Source organism: Butyricicoccus sp. AF35-5AC, assembly GCF_003477715.1.
GTDB lineage: Bacteria > Bacillota > Clostridia > Oscillospirales > Butyricicoccaceae > Agathobaculum > Agathobaculum butyriciproducens.
Window position 1 is genome coordinate 45,295 of the sequence record NZ_QUDX01000010.1, and the last position, 18,477, is coordinate 63,771.

Below are 18,477 nucleotides of genomic sequence, written 5' to 3' on the forward strand. Positions count from 1 at the left end.
TTATACTTCAAGCGCGGATGCCAGCGTCATGATGCGTTCCTGCGAGAACTCGTTGCGCTTCACCTCGCCGGAGAGATTGCCTTCGCACATTACCATGATGCGGTCGCAGACGCCCATCAGTTCGGGGATCTCGGACGAAATCATGATAACCGCCTTGCCCTGCTGCACCAGCTTGCCGAGCAGCAGGTAAATATCGCGCTTAGCGCCGACGTCAATGCCTCGGGTCGGCTCATCGAGAATGATGACGTCCGGATCGTTCAGCAGCCACTTGGCGATAACGATCTTCTGCTGGTTGCCGCCGGACAGGTTGCCCGCGATCTGGTCGCCGGAAGGAGTTTTGATATTCAGCTTTTTGATGTACTCCATGGAAGCGGCGCGTGCCTTGCCCTTGTTATAAAGACCATGGCTGAGCAGCTTCTTGATCGCTACCATGGCGATATTGTCGTTTACCGAACCGCTGAGGTTCAAACCGGTGACCTTACGGTCCTCGGTAATGAGGGCCACGCCCTCCTTGATGATATCCTTCGGAGAGTGGACCTTGATCTTTTTGCCCTTGACAAAAATCTCACCCTGCGACAGCTCGTGCATACCGAAGATGCCTTCTACCAGTTCGCTTCGGCCTGCGCCTACCAGACCGCCGATGCCGAGAATCTCGCCGCGGCGAACCGAAAGGCTGACGTCCTTTACCTTGTTGTCGGCGCGAACGATGTTCTTTGCCTCAAAGATCACATCGCCGATCTCCGCATCCAGCTTGGGGAATACATCGGTGATTTCGCGGCCGACCATCATCTTGATGAGCTGGGACTCGTCCAAATCCTTAGTATCGCCCGAGCCGATGTACTGACCATCGCGGTAAACGCTGACGCGGTCGCAGATGGAGAAGATCTCGTCCATACGGTGCGAAATGTAGATAATCGCAACGCCCTTTGCCGTCAGGCTGCGGATATGCTCGAACAGCAGCTCGACCTCACGATCGGTGATAGCGGCGGTCGGCTCGTCCATGACAATGACCTTGGCGTTGATGGAAATTGCCTTGATGATCTCGATCAGTTGGCACTGTGCAACGGTGAGGTTGCGCAGCTTTTCCTTCGGGGAAACGTGCAGACCGCACTCCTTGATGAGTTTTTCCGCTTCTGCGATCTCTGCCTTTGCATCGACCAGACCGTTTTTGCGGAGCTCGCGTCCGACGAAGATATTTTCATACACGGACATATCCAGAATCGGGTTCAGCTCCTGATGGATCATGGCAACACCATGGTCCATGGCTTCCTTCGGGTTAGAAACGTGATACGGCTGACCGTTGAAGATGATCTCGCCGCCCTCGTCCTTGGTGTAAATGCCCATCAGAATTTTCATCAGGGTGGATTTACCGGCACCGTTCTCGCCCATCAGCGCGTGAACCTCGCCCGGCTTCACTTGAAGCTGCACATGATCAAGCGCCTTTACGCCCGGGAAAGACTTGCTGATATCTTTCATTTCCAGTACATACTCCATGCTGCTCTTCCCTCCTCATGTGTCATTTCTTTGTGATAATTTTATCAAAGCCGCCGAAATTAGAAAACACACAATCTTCACATTAGGGGTGATAATTTTTAGTTTTTTTACAAATACGGCACTTTGCTTAAAACACTGTATTTCAAATTGTGCAGATTGACAATATCTTTTGTGTACACCGATTCAAATGTACGCAGAGCAGCAGGTCCCTGCACAGTGCATTTCCTGTGCAGAGACCTTGGGAAACACCGCACAATTAAAGCGCTCTTGTTCAATTATAGTGAAGATTTCCATCGGAGTGAGAAACCGCTCATCTGAGCAGAGCTTATACATCACGGCAGTGTGGAGAGCCATATGCGGATAACCTGTTTTCACCGTTTCGATGCAGAAACAGTGAACCCAACGGCAAAATGAAAAGATGAGGTGCCGCTTATGCGCAGCAGAGATACAGAAAAGACGATAAGAGAGCTTCAGCAGTTCCTGCGCGAGCATGAGGACGAAATCACTGATGAGGACAGTATGCATCGTCTGGCGATAACCTTTATGTCGCAGCACAACAGCCGGCTGCAGCCGAAACAGACCGAGCCGGAAGACGCATCCGATTATCTGGAGCTGGCGGAGGCGGCGAGCTCTAAGAAGAAACGGCTGGAATACCTGCACAAAGCGGTCGAAGTCGAGCCGGAAAATATTGACGTGCAGTTGGAGCTGCTGCTTGCGGAGCACGAAAAGCAGCCGAACGAACAGCTGCCCGGGTTGCAGTGCTTGATGGAACAGGCAGAGAAGCAGTTGGACGAAGATGGCATTTTCGAGGAATTTCAAGGCGAGTTCTGGCGAGCTTATGAGGAAACGCAGATGCTGCTTCCGCTGGCCATTCTGTACTACAAGCAGAACCAGTTCGACAAGGCGAAAGACTATTTGAACCGCCTTGCTAAAGTAAACCGAGACACAAAGAAGTTCATGCGTCTGGAGGCGAAGCACGATGGGTACAGCCTGCGTATGGAACAGGGAATGTACGGCTATCGGCCGGGCACCATTGAAGAACTGGTAGACGCGTATTTGAACTCGACCTATCTGTTCAATGCAACGCCGTATTTCAGCCAGTGGGCATATCAATATCTGCGCACGCAGACTGCCTCGAAGAAGAAAAAGCCGAAAAACGAGGAGTAAGTCCGAGAGCCGCAGCGAATAACGAAGATGACAAGAACCCGATACGGTGTAAAGCACGGTATCGGGTTCTTGTTCTGTTTCACAAATAGGACATGGGGCTACGTCCAAGCAGGTATTTTCCTCGTTATTCTTCTTCATCCGCACGTTCCGGCAGGATGAGCACCACGCGGAATATGCTTTCCCGCGGCTCGAACTCCACCGTTCCGCCAAGACGGCGAGTCAGCTCGCGCACCGAGGCGGTTCCGATTCCGCTGCCCGCATGCTTGCGCGAAAGGAACGCACTGCCGCGCCGGTTCACCTCGCCGTCATAGCTGTTTTCGAGCACCACATACAGCCGCCGAAACTGCTGCTTCATGTGCAGGCAGATGGACTTTTCCGTGCTTTCGGGCAGTCTCCAGCACGCCTCCAGCGCATTTTCCAGCAGATTCCCCAGTATGGTGCAGAACTGCACGCTGAACGCAGCAGTATCCTCGGACAGCTCGGCGCGAACCGACACCCGAATTCCTGTGCGCCGCGCAGAGCTGACATAATAGTACAGCATCGCATCCACCGCCGGATCGTGGCAGTAGCTTTCCGGTCGGGTCGCTTCGGACAGCGCAGTAATGCGGCTGATATACGTAAGCTGCGCCTCCGGATCGCCCGCCATACCCGCAATCGTGCGCAGATGCTGTCGGAAATCGTGCCGCTGGCGGCGGCTTTCCTCAATCTTCTCCGAAATCTGCGCAAAATGCGCCTTCTGCATGGCAAGCTGCCGCGCCATCTGCCGCTGCTCCTCCGTAAAGGTCAGGCTGCGTCGGTAGCCCTGTGCGATATCCTGCCAGAACACCGCGCCCAGCACGCACACCAGCAGCAGGCAGCCCCATTCATAAAACCATTTGCCGAGAATCGGCTCGTAGGCAGGCAGCAGGCAGTCCCACAAAAACAGCGTGCCGTAGAAAATATCCGCGCAGAACAGCGCTCCGGCGTGCCATTCCCGTCGGCGCGCCGCATAGAGAGCCGAGCCGAGCAGATAGACTGTCACCGCCAGCCGAAACAGCACCGTCAAATCGGAAAATGCGCGGATATTCCATTCGGACAGGTGCGCGGCACACGCACCGCACAGCAGCGCCGCACCACATATGCCGGCACAGACCAGCACCGCCGCCTTGCGCACGGCATTCGGCAGCGCACAAATACGTCCATGCAGCAGAACGATCAGCAGCGTGGTCAGGTAGCCGCTGACCAGCTCGATGGCGTACCAAGGCTGCACCGGCAGCGCCTTCAGCGCATGAACGACCGGACCGGACAGCAGCACTGCCGCGCTCAGACTCAGCAGCAGAAACAGCCGTGAATTGGGCGGGCACCGCATGGAGCCGAGACACAGCCACAGCGCAAAGGACGCAAACAGCAGCATAAGTGTCAGCATAGCGGCGGAGATGCACACGCGCACCGCACGCTGGGTATTCACGCCCAGCGCTGTACCGAACGCCGGCGGATAGGTCATACCGCTGTATATCCAGCTTTCATCTCGCACCGCCAGCAGCAGGCGCACCGTGCCGCTGCCCTCAAAGCTGACCGCACGGTTTTGCAGCCGCGAGCGGTACTGCTCGTCGTTCGTCTCGCCCGCGGAGAGCACCAGTTCGTCATCAATATAAAACCGGTAAGCGGAAAAGATCTCGGGCAGCTCGATCAAATACTGCCGCGGCGTTTCGGGCAGCAGCAGCGTCAGCATATAGGTGCCGCAGCCATGCGGCGTCCGTTCCGTGCTGCCGAAAGCAAAATTGCTGTATGCGCCAATCTGCACGGAACGAACGGTGCTTTTATCGCGGTTTTCGCAGGTTTTCGGGGAAAGCAGCACATCGGGATAGAAATTCCAGCCGTTCCACAGGCTGCGCACCGGATACGCCGCCAAATCGTCCTCAGAAACGAACAGCGTTCCGGCGATTGCCTGCGGCGCAGACTGCGTATATTTGTTGTCATAGTGGTACAACAGCAGGCAGAACGCAGATGCCGCCGTAAATACCAGCAAAGCCGTCAGCAAACGGCGAAAGAACCGGCTCACAGGTGTTTCCTCCACCACAACAGACCGAAAACTGCCGCCAGCACGGCCGCGCCTGCAGCTGCAAACGGCAGCTTCTGTTCCGGTTCGGCAGGTGCTTCTGCCTCATCGGTCGTCAGCGTCATACCGTCCGGCAGGTCGATCTTCTCTCCGTTCAGCCGCAGTTCCACCTGTGCTCTGCCCTCTGCCGATCGAGTGAGCGTAACCGCAAGAGTATCCGCATCGGTCAGCTCCAGCGCCCGCAGCGTATCGACCGGAAGCGAAAAGGCAATACCGTTTTTATTCAGCGTCAACGGCTCGTCCAGCTCGATCAGCGCCAGCAGGCGCGTACCGGAAAGCACCGCACCGTCTGCGGTGTCCTGCTCAAGGACAGTCGCGGCCGGCTCCGCCGCAACTGGCTGCTTGACTTCGCCGGACGGCGCGCCAGCGGGCTGCCGCTGCACCGGCTGTCGGCTCTCGGTCTGACCGCGCAGCACCGGCGGCGTCGGTATCGTTGCCTCGTCCTCAAGCCTTGACGGCGCAACAATGAAAGGAACGGTGGGGACTGCCGTTTCCGGCTTCTCCGGTGCTGCGGGCGTCTCCGATTCATCGTCTGCGGGCAGGTCAGGCTCGGGTGCTTGAGCGGCATCTTCGGACGGCGTTTCCGGCTCGCCTGCTGCCGGTTCGGAGGTACTCGGTCGATGGTGCGAGCCGCCCGAATGTGAGCCGCCGGGCGATGGCTGAATAATATCCGGCAGATAGGTATCCTCACCGCCGCCGTCGCGGCTGCCCGCACTGTAGCCGTGCTTGAGCGGAGCGACGTCGTATGTAAAGGTCAGAATGCCGGTCTGCCCTCCGGGATATTCCACCTGCAATGCACAGGTCGTTCCCGATGTCAGTCCGCAGGTCTGCGGATAGAGTTTCAGCGCGTCCGTCCCGACCGAAATCCCGCGCGTCAGCGCCTCCCATGCACCGTTTTCCCGCTTAAGCCATACCGTGAACCGGTCGCGCTGCGCCTTTTGCTCCTCGGTCAGCACCCACGGAAAAATCATCTGACCGCGTACCGTGATGAACTCACCGATCTCCGGCTTTCCGGTCTGCTGTACGCTCACGCGACAGCGAATCATCGGCGCTTCCACGCCCTCGGCAAGCGAAAAGCACGCTCTGTCCTCCCCATCGACCAAAAGCAGCGGCGCCACAGCATCATACACGCCGGGCGTATTCCAATCGACTGCCGACAGCTCCCACGCTCCGGTGAAAAAGTCGTAGGGTGTGCCATCCGCATCATAGCCGCACAAGCCGTCTCTCGCATCACGGAAAAAGGCGTGCAGCGCGTCCGCATCTCCGCAGGCAATTGCGGCTACGTCAACATTTACCTGTGTGTCGAAGCGCGTCAGCACGATGGTTTCCGGTTCCGGTTCGGGCGTGGATTCGGGCGGTTCGGGTTCCGGTTCGGGCTCGATCCAAAAGCCGCTGTCCATATCGGGTTCTGCCGGCTGAATCGCGCCGTTTTCCTCATTTTCATCCGATACTTCCGGCGTTTCCTCGATGGTTTCCGTATCGGCAGGTTGATTTTCCGCAATGGCAGGCGGCTGCTCCGCGCCGTGCTCCGGCAGATCCGGCAGTTCGTCCGCCAATGCCGCGCCGGTACACGCTGCCGCGCACAGCAGCGGCAAAATCAGCTTCGCATATGCTCTCATAATCCCCTCTCCATTTCCCGCAGGGCAAACGCCTGAAAGCTGCGCAGCACCTCGCTGCGGCAGCGCCGCGCAATCGGCAGACGAAGTCCGTTATCCATAATAAAATCACTGCCCTCCTGCGCGGCTACATGCCCGAGTTGGATTAAAATACCGCGCCCGATGCCGAGAAAACGGTTGTCCGTCTCCAGCGGCGCGGTCAGTTCGGCAAAGGTCGCTGCACTCTCAATACTGTACTCACACAGGCGCACCACGCCATGCCGTGCGATCGACTCGATGCACACAATCTCCCGCCGGGAAAGCATCTGCACGCCGCTTTTGGTGGGTACAGTCAAAAGATCGGACGGATCGGGCGCAGGAAAGCAGAAATCCAACGCCTGCCGCAGGCGCTCCTCGGCAAAGGGCTTAACCAAATAGTAGGTGGCGCGCACCGCATAGCTTTCCAACATAAACTCCTGGCTGGTGGTAAGAAAAATGATCCGGCAAGCCGGGTCGCGGTGATACAGCAGCCGCGCGACCTCCATGCCGCTGACCTCGCCCATGTAAATATCAATAAATGCGGCGTCATACCGTCTGGGCACGAACGCGGCGGTAAATTCCTCGCCGGAGGCAAACTCCTCGATGGTGAACGCAGCGCCGCGCGGAGCAAGTTCCCGCTCGAGCGCCTCCCGCAGAACCGCGCGGTCGGCGGACAGATCATCTATAATCGCGATACGCAGCATACAACGCCTCCTGAATAAACTATTCCATTTTCATTATAGCACAAAAACAACGCGGTCGAGCAACCGTTTGGTCGCTAAAAGCAGCCGTTCGGTAAAACCGCTTGCCGCGGGCTTGACAGCGTAGTTTACTATAATCAGCCAGACTCGATACGGAGTCCGGCTTTTTATGGCAATCCCGCATAATTGAACAAGAGCGATTTGTGAGTAAATTTTGCGTACTGATGAGGAGGAGAACACATGCATCTGGCACTGCTGGCACGATATCTGGACGGTGACTTGTGGGAGGCGCGGCTGTGCGCTGCTGTTCCCGAAGAGCCTTTGCCGGTTGATGAATTCAACGCGCTTTCCGCGCTCTCCGGCTGCACCGCCGCCTACGATGCGGCAGTTGTAGCACTGGATGGTCCGGACGGTCTGACAGCGGTACGCGAGCTGCGGCAGCGGGCGCCGCTGCTGCCTATCCTCTGGATTGCAGATGAGATGGAATACGCGGTGTTCGCATTCCGATATCGCGTGACGGCATTCCTGCTGCGCGATGCTTCAACCGCAGCACTGCGCAGCGCGATCAACACCATGAGGAGGGAATCTGCATGAATATTGCCTGCTGCGGCATCGACCGCGAGCAGTTCCACGCAGCAGAACAGGCGTGTGGCTGTCCGGTGCTGTATTTGCCGATGCACCCGACCGGCGCGGCGACGTTCGGCTTGCCTATGCCCTGCGGGACGGCGTACCGATCCGGCTGGCGGTAGTCGGTTATCAAGGCGCGGCGGGACTGACCGCGTGCGATTTTCTGTGCAGTCATCTGCCCAGAGAGCGCATACTGTGGCTGTGCCGCCGACCCGAGTTTTCCACAGAAGCGCGGCGACTCGGCGTACACTTCTATCCCGTGGGACCGCCCGATACCGTCCCACCCGATCAAATCACACAGGAGCTCATCCGCCTGCTGCGGCAGCAGCCAGAATACAATCAAGGAGGCATAACAGAATGAAATACAAAAGAGGGATCAGCTTGACATTGACAGCGGCGCTGCTGCTGTCAATGCTGCCGCAGATCGTACTGCCAAAGGCAGCGGCAGCCAATATACCGGAGCGCGAGATCGACAGCAGCACCTATGCGGCGCTCGGTCTGTCGCTCAATGCCGAGGACAAAGGCGCGTCTCTGACAGCGCCGTACAGCAAGAAGCACGTTTCGCAGGCGTTCACCGCCAGCGAGGTCTATGTTGCGGCGAGCGGTTCGCAGGCGAACCGCTACCTCATCCGGGACGGCTTCGACCGCATGGAGACCAACAACCGCGATTCCGCTGTATGGGACGGCGACAACAAGAGCAATGTGCAGGGCAATCTGGACGGCGCGTATATCCGCTATGCCGTCAACGGCTACGGGCTCGGCTTGGGCAAATACGGCAACACCTACGCCAGCAAGCTCAGCTCGAACAGCAGCAACCTGACCGATTACAACAATAACGACTTTTCCGGCATTTATGCCACCAGCACCGCGTTCAACAAGGGCTACGGCAAGGATAACTACATTGCCGAGCTGCGCGCCTACGGTCGTGATAAGAAAACACCGACCGAAATCGGTGACAAGGACGGCGGCTTTGCGCTTGCGCTGTTTAAGGTAGACGACAACGGCAAGCGCTCCTCTGCCGGTACGCTCTCCCCGACCGTCACCGCAGAAATGACCTACGGCGACGGCATGGCGTACTTTACCCGCCGTTATGTGCAGGAAATGGACGCCATCATGGACGTTGCCGCAGCAGATATGAACGGCGACGGTAAGGACGAGCTGTTCGTCTACGCCGGGCGCTGGAAAGACGAAAACGGCACGCGCTACGCCTATGTGGACGTATTCGACACCGCTTCCATGGAACGCACCGGTCAGCTGAAGATCAACGCCGGCAAAGCCTCCGCGTACCAGCAGGCAACGCAGTGGCAGTGGCAGATCGAGAAAATCCCGGTCGTGACGCTTGCCGGCGGCGACCTTGACCGCGACGGCAAGGAGGAAATTGCCGTTACCGCGTCCGCACCGACCGACAACAGCAATGTGGCCTCGGCGGCGCACCTGACCGTATTCACCGAGGAATCCGGCACGCTCACGCCGGTCAGCGGTCTGGATACCGTATCGCTTGCCGATGGCGAGCAGGCGATGGTATCCGCAAACTGCGCGTTCGGCACGTTCTCCCTGCCGGATACCGGCATCACCGGTACGGTGCTCATCGCAGCGGGTTATCAGAGCAATAACGCCTCTTCCGCGCACGACTCCGGCGCGTATACGACCGCTGCGTACCGCTTTGCCTACTACGATCCGCAGTCGAAAAAGTTTAAGCTGTCCGAGTACCGCACACAGGCACTCGGTGACAGCGGCAAGAAAATCGCGCAAAGCTACATTGATGACCCGGATGAGGACTATTACCGTCCGGTCCATGCGCCTATCGCGCTCGGCTGCGCGGATATGGAGGGCATCGGTGCAAACAACAGCAACGATGAGGTACTGCTCGGCGGAGAAATCTACGATTTTGACACTACCGGCGGTATCACGACCCAGCTTTCGTCCGTCAGCGTATGCACCTCGCAGGTCAACATCAACGGCAAGAACAAGGCCAAGGAACAGGTCTGGATCAGCGATGTGCAGGCGGGCGTAGTGGATAGTAATCCATCCGGCCAAAGTGAGGTAAAGCAGGACAACAAATGGCGCGAATCCTTCGTTTATGTTGCCGGCGTACACCGCAAGGAGCCGGTCAACGGCAGCGATGATTACTACTGGATGGACCTCGGTGCGGCATATCTGACCGGCGCAAAGAGCGGCGCGTCCGATTATACCGAAAACCATATGTTCTTCAGCACGCAGGAGGGCGTTATCGCGGAATCCAGCCGCCGCAACGACAATACGGGCACGTTCGTCAGTCTGGCACTGCCGGATTTCGGCAACGACTCGATCACCATGCGCTACGTTGCCGACTATACGGTATACACCAATCCCGAGGTATACGCAGTCCTGCAGGCGACACCGTACTTTGCCGACCTCAACGAAACGTATGACTACATCGGCAACGGCGGCACCGCCTACGGCACAAGCAAATCCACCGGCGACACCAAAACCGCAAGCGTTTCGCAGGCGCTCGGCGTATATCACTCGCTCGAGGTACAGGCGCTCGCCGGCGGCGAATACGAGGTTGAGCTGTCCGCAAGCTACAGCTATGACTACGCAGAATCGACCGAAATCGAGCACTCCGTCACCTACAACGCGCAGGCAGGCGGCGGCGATATGGCTGTTGTGTACACCATACCGTATCAGTACTATATTTATGAGATGTACGACCCGGGCAGTAAGCAGTGGAGCACTACCATCCTGCCCGCAGCGCTCGATCCAACCGTTGCGGTGCTCGATGTGGAAAGCTATGACGAGATCGCCGCGGAAACCAAGGGGCTGGAGCCGATTTCCGGCAATCTGCTTTACTCCACGCCCGGTGAACCGGAAACCTATGCTAATCAACCCGCCGGTACGCGCGAGTTTACCTTTAACGGTGCCTATGCGCACACGGGCGCAAGCAGCACCACTGCCGATACCACGCAGGAGATCACCAAGACGACCGGCAAAGAACACAGCCACGCTTTTAATCTGGAGCTGAACTACAAGGTTGGCGGCGGCGGCGCACTGCTCGGCAATAAGGGCTATGTCGGCGTGACCGGCAGCACCGGCGCAGGCGGCGGCTGGAGCAAGTCCAGCGCGGAAGGAACGGCGTTCTCCGGTACAGTCGATTCCCTGCCCGCTGAGGCAACGCAGTACGGCTTCGACTGGAAGCTGATCGTCAACAATGCGCAGCTTGACGGAACGCCGGTCTGGATCGTTGGCTATGAGGTCAAAAACGTCACGCAGCCACCCAGAATGCCCCAGAATCTGACCGTTACCGAGGTCAGCACCAGCACGGTGGATTTGGAATGGGAATCCAGCGGCGGCGCGGCATATTACGAGATCAGCATGATTGACCAGCATGGCGAATACAACAAGATCGCAACAGTCCCCTATACGGTAACACAGTATCAGGTGACCGACCTCGATGCCAACACCGATTACCGGTTCAGCGTACGCGCGGTCAGTCCAACCAAGGGCAGCAGTATCGACAGCCCAATCGCCTACGCTACTACGCTGAACGGTACGGCGAATTTTGAGATCACCACCCACCCGGAGGACGCCTCGACCGCCGCAGGTAAAACTGCGACCTTCACCGCCGCCGCAACCTACACCGATGACAGCGGCGCCAAGCCGGTCAGCTATCAGTGGCAGGTGAAAACGACCGACAGCAAGTCGCAGTGGCGCGAACTGAAAAACAGCACCGGTGTTTCCGGCGCGGACGGCCCATCGCTCACCATCACCGCTGCGGAGGAGATGAACGGCTATGCATACCGCTGCCGCGTGTATGTGCGAAACCGTTCGCTGTACACCAAATCCGCAGCACTGGACGTTTCTCGCGTGCCGACCAGCATTCAAATCACACCGAAGGACGACACCGTTTGGCTGTCCGGCGGCACGCTGACGACCAGTGAGGGAACCACTGTCACCGGTCAGAAGGCGGTAACGCTGACGAGCGGTGATAAGACCTATTCCCTGCTCTCTGGCGGTAACCAATTTTTCTGGTTTGACGGTGCGGCGTATTACGCCTATAACGGTACCCCGCCGACGCTTACCAATGGTCTGCTGGATAAGGACACGGTGCTTTCCGCCGACAAAATCGGCAGCGCTTTGGATATTCAATCCGAAGGACCGCAGGCGATCCTCACCGTAACGGACGCAGACGGCAAAACCGATACGAAAACGCTGGCGCTCGGCAATCCGGTCAGTGACAGCACCTCTATTCCCTATAATGGCGTATCGTACACCGCTGTACACAAATTCCAGCCGACCGACAGCGCGTATTCCGGCTACACCTTCTACGAGGCGAACGGAAACGGCGAAATCGCATATCTGTACACCAAGGACAGCGGCACGACCTACCTGCCATTTACGCTGCGCTATGCGAGCACTCTTGTCGGCAGAACGGACGTCAACACGCTGGCACCGGTCTATCAGGCGACCGAAACCACCGGCACGAACACGAAAACCGAAAATATCACCGGTAAGCAATATCCGCTGACCGCCTCGGTATGGGAAAACGGCAGCAAGCCGACCGGCATGACCGGCACCGTCACCTTTATCATTTCCGGTGCGGGCATTGAGGGACAGACCCTTACCGTACCTGTCAGCGAAAGCCAGGACAAGTTCACCGCACTTCTCGATAAATTTGCCCCCAAGGGCGAAGGCGCGGCAACCATCACCGCCATGTACTCCGGCGATGACGTCTACGCGCCGAGCACCGCGTCTGTGAATGTCTATTTCGTGCTGAACAAGCAAAACCGCTCGGTGCTGTCGCTGACCGCACCCGCGAACGTCACCTACGGCGAGAGCGCAAATCTCGCCGCAACGCTGACCAGTCAAAAGGGCACTTCGCAGAATGTCGCAGCTACCTATACGGTGGAAAAGCTGGTAAGCGGCAAGTACGTTTCGGCAGTATCCGCCACAGACTATACCCTCGAAAACGGCGTATTTACGCCCAAACTGGTGACGAACTACCGCATTACCGCAACCTGTCAGAATCTTACCGATTCCAAGGTTATTATCGTAAGCAAGGGCACGCTCACGCTGTCCGCTGCCGATACGAGCAAGGCGCTGAACGACACCCGCACGCCTGCCGCCGCAAAGGTTTCCGGTCTGGCGGCATGGGACAACGACACCCTAACGGCAGACACGGACTACACGCTGACCTCCGAAGGCGTTTCCGCAGCTTTGCCGGGTGAATACCCGATCTATATCGCGCTAAAGGATTCGCAAAAGATTCAATCCTTGCAGGAGAAGTACAATATCCTGCTGAAAAACGCGGTTTACACGCTTTCCGGCGAAAGCTACACCGTAAACGCCAAGGGCGATACCAACGGCACGGTTTCCATCACCTATCAGGCGGATGCCGCGAGCGCAATGCTTCCGGTTTCCAGCGGCAGCAGCCTGCCCAAAGGCAGCAAGGTGACGTTCACCGCACAGCCCAAGGCAGGCTACACCGTCAGTCGCTGGAAGGTTGGAGATTCCTACCTTGCAGGTCAGGGCGACTCCTACTACAATGCCATCAGCTACACGATTGACAGTTTGAGCGAAGACGTAGATGTTTCCGTGAATTTCACCGCCGGTACGAGCACGCTGACGTACAAAGCCGACAGCACCGCCATCGGCAGCGTGACCGCGAATTACCTGACGGACGGTGCACTCGGCAGTGCGTTTATCTCGGGCGGAAACGTCAATTACAGTCAGACCATCCGCGTGTCGGCGCAGCCCAAGGACGGCTATGCGGTCGATCGCTGGGAGGTCAACGGCGAAACGCTCAAAACCGCAGACGGCACGCACAATTACACCGGCAGCACTTATACATTCGATAAATTCACCGAGAATGTGACAGTAACCGTATATTTTGTCGAAAACAGCCATCCGGTTGTGACCATTAAGCCGGTGGACAATGACGGCAAGCCGCTGACCGGCGCAAAAGTCTCGGTCGGCGGCACCGAGCTGACCGGCATGAACGGTGTATTCACCTATACGGCACACACCGGTGAAAATCCAGTCATCACCGTAACGCCGCCGGACGGTCTGCTGGTGGATTCCTGGACGGCAACACCTGACACAGCAGGCACGCTCAGCACCGATAACCGCGTCATGGCGCTGCATGATCTGCGCCAGAACACCACCTTCGTTGTAAAATGCACCGCACTCAACCGCTATACCGTATCCTTTCAGGGCAAGATGGCGGACGGCTCCGCAATCATCGATGCGGCAGGTACGGTATCGGCGGTCAAGCTGGGCGCAGGTGCGCTGACGAGCGGCGAAAGCCAGCTTCAAGGCTCGACCATTCAGTTCACCGCCAAGGCGAACACCGGCTATGAGATTGCCGGCTGGAAGCTGAACGGCAACGCCGTTACGCCGACCGCAAGCGGTACCTATCAAATCCCCTCGCTGAACGACAACGCTACTCTGGTCGTAACCTTCCGTCAGCAGCCGAAAATCACGCTTTCGGCAGGTAAAAACGGCACGCTGACCTGCGACTCGCATACCGGCAGCAGCTTCTATCTGCCCTGCGGCAGCAAGGACGCGCTGACCTTCACTGCACAGCCGGAGAGCGGCTATCGCGTTGCAGGCTGGACGGTAAACGGCAACGATGTTTCCGGTTCGGCGGTTGTAAACTCGGATAACCAGACGTACACCTATACACCGAACGCCGACGGAATCACCGAGGATGTGACTGTTTCCGTTGCGTTTGAGAAAATCCCGACCGCGAAAATCACCTTCTCGGTTGTGGATACCACACCGGAGGACGACAATTCCGGCGAAAACGGCACACTTTCCGCTGTAGCGACCCGCTACGGCACGAAAACCGAGCTCCGGAGCGGCAATGAAGTTCTCAGCGGCTCGGAGGTTACGTTCACCGCACACCCCAATCAGGGCTACAAGGTGCAGAGATGGTATCTGGACGGCAAGGAGCAGGCAGGCGCGCCGACGCTCAACATCACGGATAGCGATACCCCGCACGAGGTCAAGGTACAGTTCACCGAAATCAGCAGTGCTGTTACCTTCGGCATTGCCGAAGACAGCGACACCGGTCATGGCGCAAGCCTGTCCGCCGCCTTCCTGCGTGCCGGCATGAGTCAACCCGATGCCATTGCCAGCGGCAACAACGTCACCGCCGAGGGCAAGCTGACCGTAACGGTCGAAAATCTGGATGACGGCTACAAAATCGCAGGCTGGACGCTGAACGGCGCCGTTTACGAGCAAAACGGCAAGCCGTATACCGGCAGCAGCCTCGCTTGTGACGTTTCGGCAACACAAGGCGCGGATATCCGCGTAAAGCTTGAGCGCAAATCCTACGAAGTGACCTTCTCGGCGCAGACCGGCGGCGGCATTACGAATGATAAATCGCTGACGAGCGGCGATACGGTCAAGGGCGATACCGAAATCACGTTCACCGCGTCCGCACCGGCAAGCGGCTACACCTTCATCGGCTGGAAGGTAAACGGCACGATGCACAAAACCGATGCAACGACCTACACCCTGACCGTCACCGAGGACACCGAAATCATTGCGTGCTACGAAATCGCGGACGCGGAATACACCGTAACCTACGGCGTGATCCCGACCAGCGACGCGGATAACGGCACGCTGACGGTTTCCGGTCCGGACGAGAACGGCAAGGCAAAATCCGGCACGCGCGTTGCGTTTACGGCAGTACCCGATACGGGCTATATGGTCGAAAACTGGTACGCAGACGCGGCAGGCATCACTGCCATCGGTACGGAGGAGAGCACAACCTATGTCATTGACCCGCTGACCGGCAACACCGCGGTTTACGTCCGCTTTGTGCCGATTCCGACACACACCGTCACCGTCAATATCAGCGGCAGTGGCGCGGTTTCCGCCAAGGTAAACGGTGCAGACGTTGCTATTACTGGCGGCACGCTGACCGTTCCGCACCATGCGGCGGTTGTTCTCACCGCGCAGCCGAGCAGCGGCGCGTATCTGACCGGCTGGAAGCTGGATGGCACAGCAGGAGGCAACGCGCTGACACTCAACCTGAACAACGTGACAGAGAACCACATCATTGACGCAGCATTCGGTGTCAGCCAGATGGTAACGCTTACGACCGTCTGCGGTGACGGCGGCAAGCTGACCGTTAAACGCGCGGATGGCACGACCATTGACACCTCCGGCGGCATTCAGGTACCCAAGGGCGCTCCGCTGACGCTGACCGCCGCACCGGATTCCGGTAAGATGGTTCAGGCGTGGACGGTAAACGGCACGGCAGCAGACGAGCTCTCCAACACTTTCACGCTCACTCCGACCGAAAACAGCAAGGTGCAGGTGGATTTTGAGAATGTAACGCTGTTTGATCTGCCTGCCGACAACGCAAAGTATACCTTCCGCACAAGTTCCAGAACACCCAATGATTACGGCACGGAACGTCAGATTCGCAAAGGCGGCACGATCGAATTTGCAATGCGCCCCGCAGAGGGATATCTGATCCGCAATCTGGATTTCCAGGGCGGTACGGTAACGCGCTGCGCATTGCAGACAGACGGCAGTTGGAGCATCCGCATGGAAAAGGTTATCAGCACTATTACGTTTAAGGCCGACATCTATTCGATGGTTCCTCTGACCATTACCGCACCGCAAAACGGCACACTGACGGTCAAGCTGGGCGACACCGTTCTGACAGACGGCGCAAAGCTGGCGGCAGGCGATATACTCACCATTACCGCAGATCCGGCAATCGGCTACACGCTCGATAAGCTGACCGTTTCCGGCGCGACCAAGCAGCCGGGCGGCACTTACAAGGTCGATGCGGCGGCGGTTTCCGTCAGCGCAAGCTTTAAGAGCACCGGCGGTACCTCCGGCGGCGGCGGCGGTGGCACCGGTGGCGGTACCGCTCCGGCGGAGGACAAACGCATTACCGTGGAAAACAGCAAAAACGGCGCTGTATCTCCGTCCGACTCGAACGCCAAGCCCGATACCAAGGTAACGCTTACGATCAAGCCGAACAGCGGCAAGCGGCTTTCCGGTCTGACCGTGACCGATGAGAAGGGCAACGCCCTTCCCCTCACCCGCAAGGACGCCGCGCACTACGAATTTACCATGCCGGACGGCAAGGTGACCGTCAAACCGGTATTTACCGACAGCAGCACCTCCTGTCCTGGCGGTATCATCTGCCCGACCCACGAGATGAGCGACGTTCCGCTGGACGCATGGTACCACGACGTCGTAGATACCGCAGTGGACTGCGGCTGGATGAACGGTACCGGAAACAGTCAGTTCACGCCGCAGGGCACGACCACCCGCGGCATGCTGGCAACCGTACTGTACCGCATGGCAGGCAGTCCCAAGGCACCGAAGAGCACCTTCGCCGATGTGGAATCCTCCATGTACTACGCGGATGCGGTTGCATGGGCCGCCGAAAACGGCATTGTGACCGGTCTGGATGCAACGACCTATGCGCCCGCGCACAGCATTACCCGCGAGCAGCTTGCCGCAATGCTATACCGCATGGCGCAGCACAACGGACAGGCTTCCGCCAGCAGTGCAGACGTGCTGAACGGCTTTGCCGACCGAAACGCCGTACACGACTGGGCAAAGGATGCAATGTGCTGGGCAATCGAAAACGGCATTGTAACCGGCAAGGGAAATGCCGTTCTTGACCCGACCGACACCGCTACCCGCGCAGAAGTTGCTGCTATGCTGACGAGGTTTCACAATCTGGTAGGCAAGTAACGCTTTTCTGCGGCAGCACTATAACAAAAAACGGAGCGCACAGCCATATTTTCGGCTGTGCGCTCTGTTTTTTTCTGTTTATCCCTGTCACCCGTGGATTTTCCCTTCCCCCCAATGCAGCTGTCCCATTTTCCTTTTTTCGATTTTCTTTAACTGGGACACTCCCTGTACTATTCGTCTGTCCCCTTCCCCCTCATGTTTTGGGATGATTTACAAGTTCCACAAGAACGGTGTACTAAGAATGGTGTTGTCGGACAGCAGTTCTCCGCCGGCTCTTATATGTCGAATAAGCATTAATATTATGCGAACAGCAATATTTATGCTTGAAACCTCCGACGGTAAGGTCTACAAGAGTTTGATCACGCTGGAACGACTGGAAAGCACACTGGGCGACTCGTTCCTCAAGGTGCACCGCAGCCGGCTGGTATCGGTGATGGCGATACACGACATTACGGACAAAGTAAACCTCAACAACGGCGAACGGCTCGGCTATGTGGCCCGCCGCAAAAAGGAGCTGACCGCCGCACTGGCCGAAAAGCGTGCTCGGCTGATCGGCACGCTGGACAGCGAAACGCCGCCTATGCCCGATGATGAGCTGCACGCACAGTATCGCTGCTTCGATGCGCTGCCGATTGCATTCACCGATATCGAAATGGTACTCGATGAGGACAAAAACGCTGTTGACTGGATTTTTCGATATGCCAATCCCGCGCTTGCGTGGCTGGAAAAGGTGCCGCTGCACGAGCTGCTCGGACGCTCGTTCCGCAGCGTGTTTCCCAACATGGACAGCAAGTGGCTGAAAAGCTACGAGCGTGCTGCACTCTACGGTGAAACGCTCGAGCTGATCGACCACAGCCCGGAGATCGACACCTATCTGAAAATCATCTGCTTTCCGACACAGCCGGGACACTGCGGCTGTTTGCTGTTCGACATTGCAGAGATGAAATTCGCGGAGGACAGCGGTGACGCGCACAACGCCAAGCTGCGGTATTTCGCCAGAATGCTGGCAAAACTGCTCTGATTGCTGCATTTGCAGTCGGAAATAGAC

Annotated in this window: 9 protein-coding genes; 5 read left to right on the top strand and 4 right to left on the bottom strand. The window is 57.7% G+C overall.

Going from position 1 to position 18,477, the window contains the following annotated elements:
* The gene (locus DWZ82_RS11895) at positions 1-1,494 is read right to left on the bottom strand and encodes a sugar ABC transporter ATP-binding protein (RefSeq protein WP_118481027.1); all 1,494 of its coding nucleotides are present in this window, start codon (positions 1,492-1,494) and stop codon (positions 1-3) included.
* A gap of 432 nt (positions 1,495-1,926) precedes the next feature.
* Between DWZ82_RS11895 and DWZ82_RS11900 the strand changes: the two genes are divergently transcribed.
* Complete coding sequence (locus tag DWZ82_RS11900) at positions 1,927-2,661, top strand: hypothetical protein (protein ID WP_118481028.1); 735 nt, start codon at positions 1,927-1,929, stop codon at positions 2,659-2,661.
* A 124-nt stretch (positions 2,662-2,785) separates the two neighbouring features.
* On the opposite strand, the gene DWZ82_RS11905 is transcribed toward DWZ82_RS11900, so the two are convergent.
* The 3 genes from DWZ82_RS11905 to DWZ82_RS11915 are packed head-to-tail and all read right to left on the bottom strand — an operon-like array spanning position 2,786 to position 7,097.
* On the bottom strand, positions 2,786-4,702 hold the full coding sequence (locus DWZ82_RS11905) for a sensor histidine kinase (RefSeq protein WP_118481029.1): 1,917 nt from the start codon (positions 4,700-4,702) through the stop codon (positions 2,786-2,788).
* Positions 4,699-6,378, bottom strand: a complete 1,680-nt coding sequence (locus DWZ82_RS11910) for a hypothetical protein (protein ID WP_118481030.1) — start codon at positions 6,376-6,378, stop codon at positions 4,699-4,701. The genes DWZ82_RS11905 and DWZ82_RS11910 overlap by 4 nt, the downstream gene beginning before the upstream one ends.
* Positions 6,375-7,097 (bottom strand): LytR/AlgR family response regulator transcription factor, encoded by a 723-nt coding sequence (locus DWZ82_RS11915; RefSeq protein ID WP_118360896.1) that lies wholly within the window; start codon positions 7,095-7,097, stop codon positions 6,375-6,377. The genes DWZ82_RS11910 and DWZ82_RS11915 overlap by 4 nt, the downstream gene beginning before the upstream one ends.
* 237 nt (positions 7,098-7,334) lie before the next feature.
* Here DWZ82_RS11915 and DWZ82_RS11920 point away from each other — a divergent pair, with 237 nt between their 5' ends.
* The 4 genes from DWZ82_RS11920 to DWZ82_RS11930 all read left to right on the top strand — a co-directional run bounded on the left by DWZ82_RS11920 (position 7,335) and on the right by DWZ82_RS11930 (position 18,450).
* Positions 7,335-7,688 (top strand): response regulator transcription factor, encoded by a 354-nt coding sequence (locus tag DWZ82_RS11920; protein ID WP_118360898.1) that lies wholly within the window; start codon positions 7,335-7,337, stop codon positions 7,686-7,688.
* Positions 7,689-7,740: 52 nt separating this feature from the next.
* Positions 7,741-8,082, top strand: a complete 342-nt coding sequence (locus tag DWZ82_RS14990) for a hypothetical protein (RefSeq protein ID WP_147356933.1) — start codon at positions 7,741-7,743, stop codon at positions 8,080-8,082.
* Complete coding sequence (locus tag DWZ82_RS11925) at positions 8,079-17,429, top strand: InlB B-repeat-containing protein (RefSeq protein WP_118481031.1); 9,351 nt, start codon at positions 8,079-8,081, stop codon at positions 17,427-17,429. Before DWZ82_RS14990 ends, DWZ82_RS11925 begins: the two co-directional genes overlap by 4 nt.
* A 319-nt stretch (positions 17,430-17,748) precedes the next feature.
* The gene (locus tag DWZ82_RS11930) at positions 17,749-18,450 is read left to right on the top strand and encodes a LytTR family transcriptional regulator DNA-binding domain-containing protein (RefSeq protein WP_243022947.1); all 702 of its coding nucleotides are present in this window, start codon (positions 17,749-17,751) and stop codon (positions 18,448-18,450) included.
* Positions 18,451-18,477 lie beyond the last annotated feature (27 nt).

Excerpts from the sequence above, each read along its gene's own strand:
- DWZ82_RS11920 (WP_118360898.1), top strand. The coding sequence starts at position 7,335 with ATGCATCTGGCACTGCTGGCACGATATCTGGACGGTGACTTGTGGGAG.
- DWZ82_RS11925 (WP_118481031.1), top strand. The coding sequence starts at position 8,079 with ATGAAATACAAAAGAGGGATCAGCTTGACATTGACAGCGGCGCTGCTG.
- DWZ82_RS11910 (WP_118481030.1), bottom strand. The coding sequence starts at position 6,378 with ATGAGAGCATATGCGAAGCTGATTTTGCCGCTGCTGTGCGCGGCAGCG.
- DWZ82_RS11895 (WP_118481027.1), bottom strand. The coding sequence starts at position 1,494 with ATGGAGTATGTACTGGAAATGAAAGATATCAGCAAGTCTTTCCCGGGC.
- DWZ82_RS11900 (WP_118481028.1), top strand. The coding sequence starts at position 1,927 with ATGCGCAGCAGAGATACAGAAAAGACGATAAGAGAGCTTCAGCAGTTC.
- DWZ82_RS11930 (WP_243022947.1), top strand. The coding sequence starts at position 17,749 with ATGCTTGAAACCTCCGACGGTAAGGTCTACAAGAGTTTGATCACGCTG.
- DWZ82_RS11915 (WP_118360896.1), bottom strand. The coding sequence starts at position 7,097 with ATGCTGCGTATCGCGATTATAGATGATCTGTCCGCCGACCGCGCGGTT.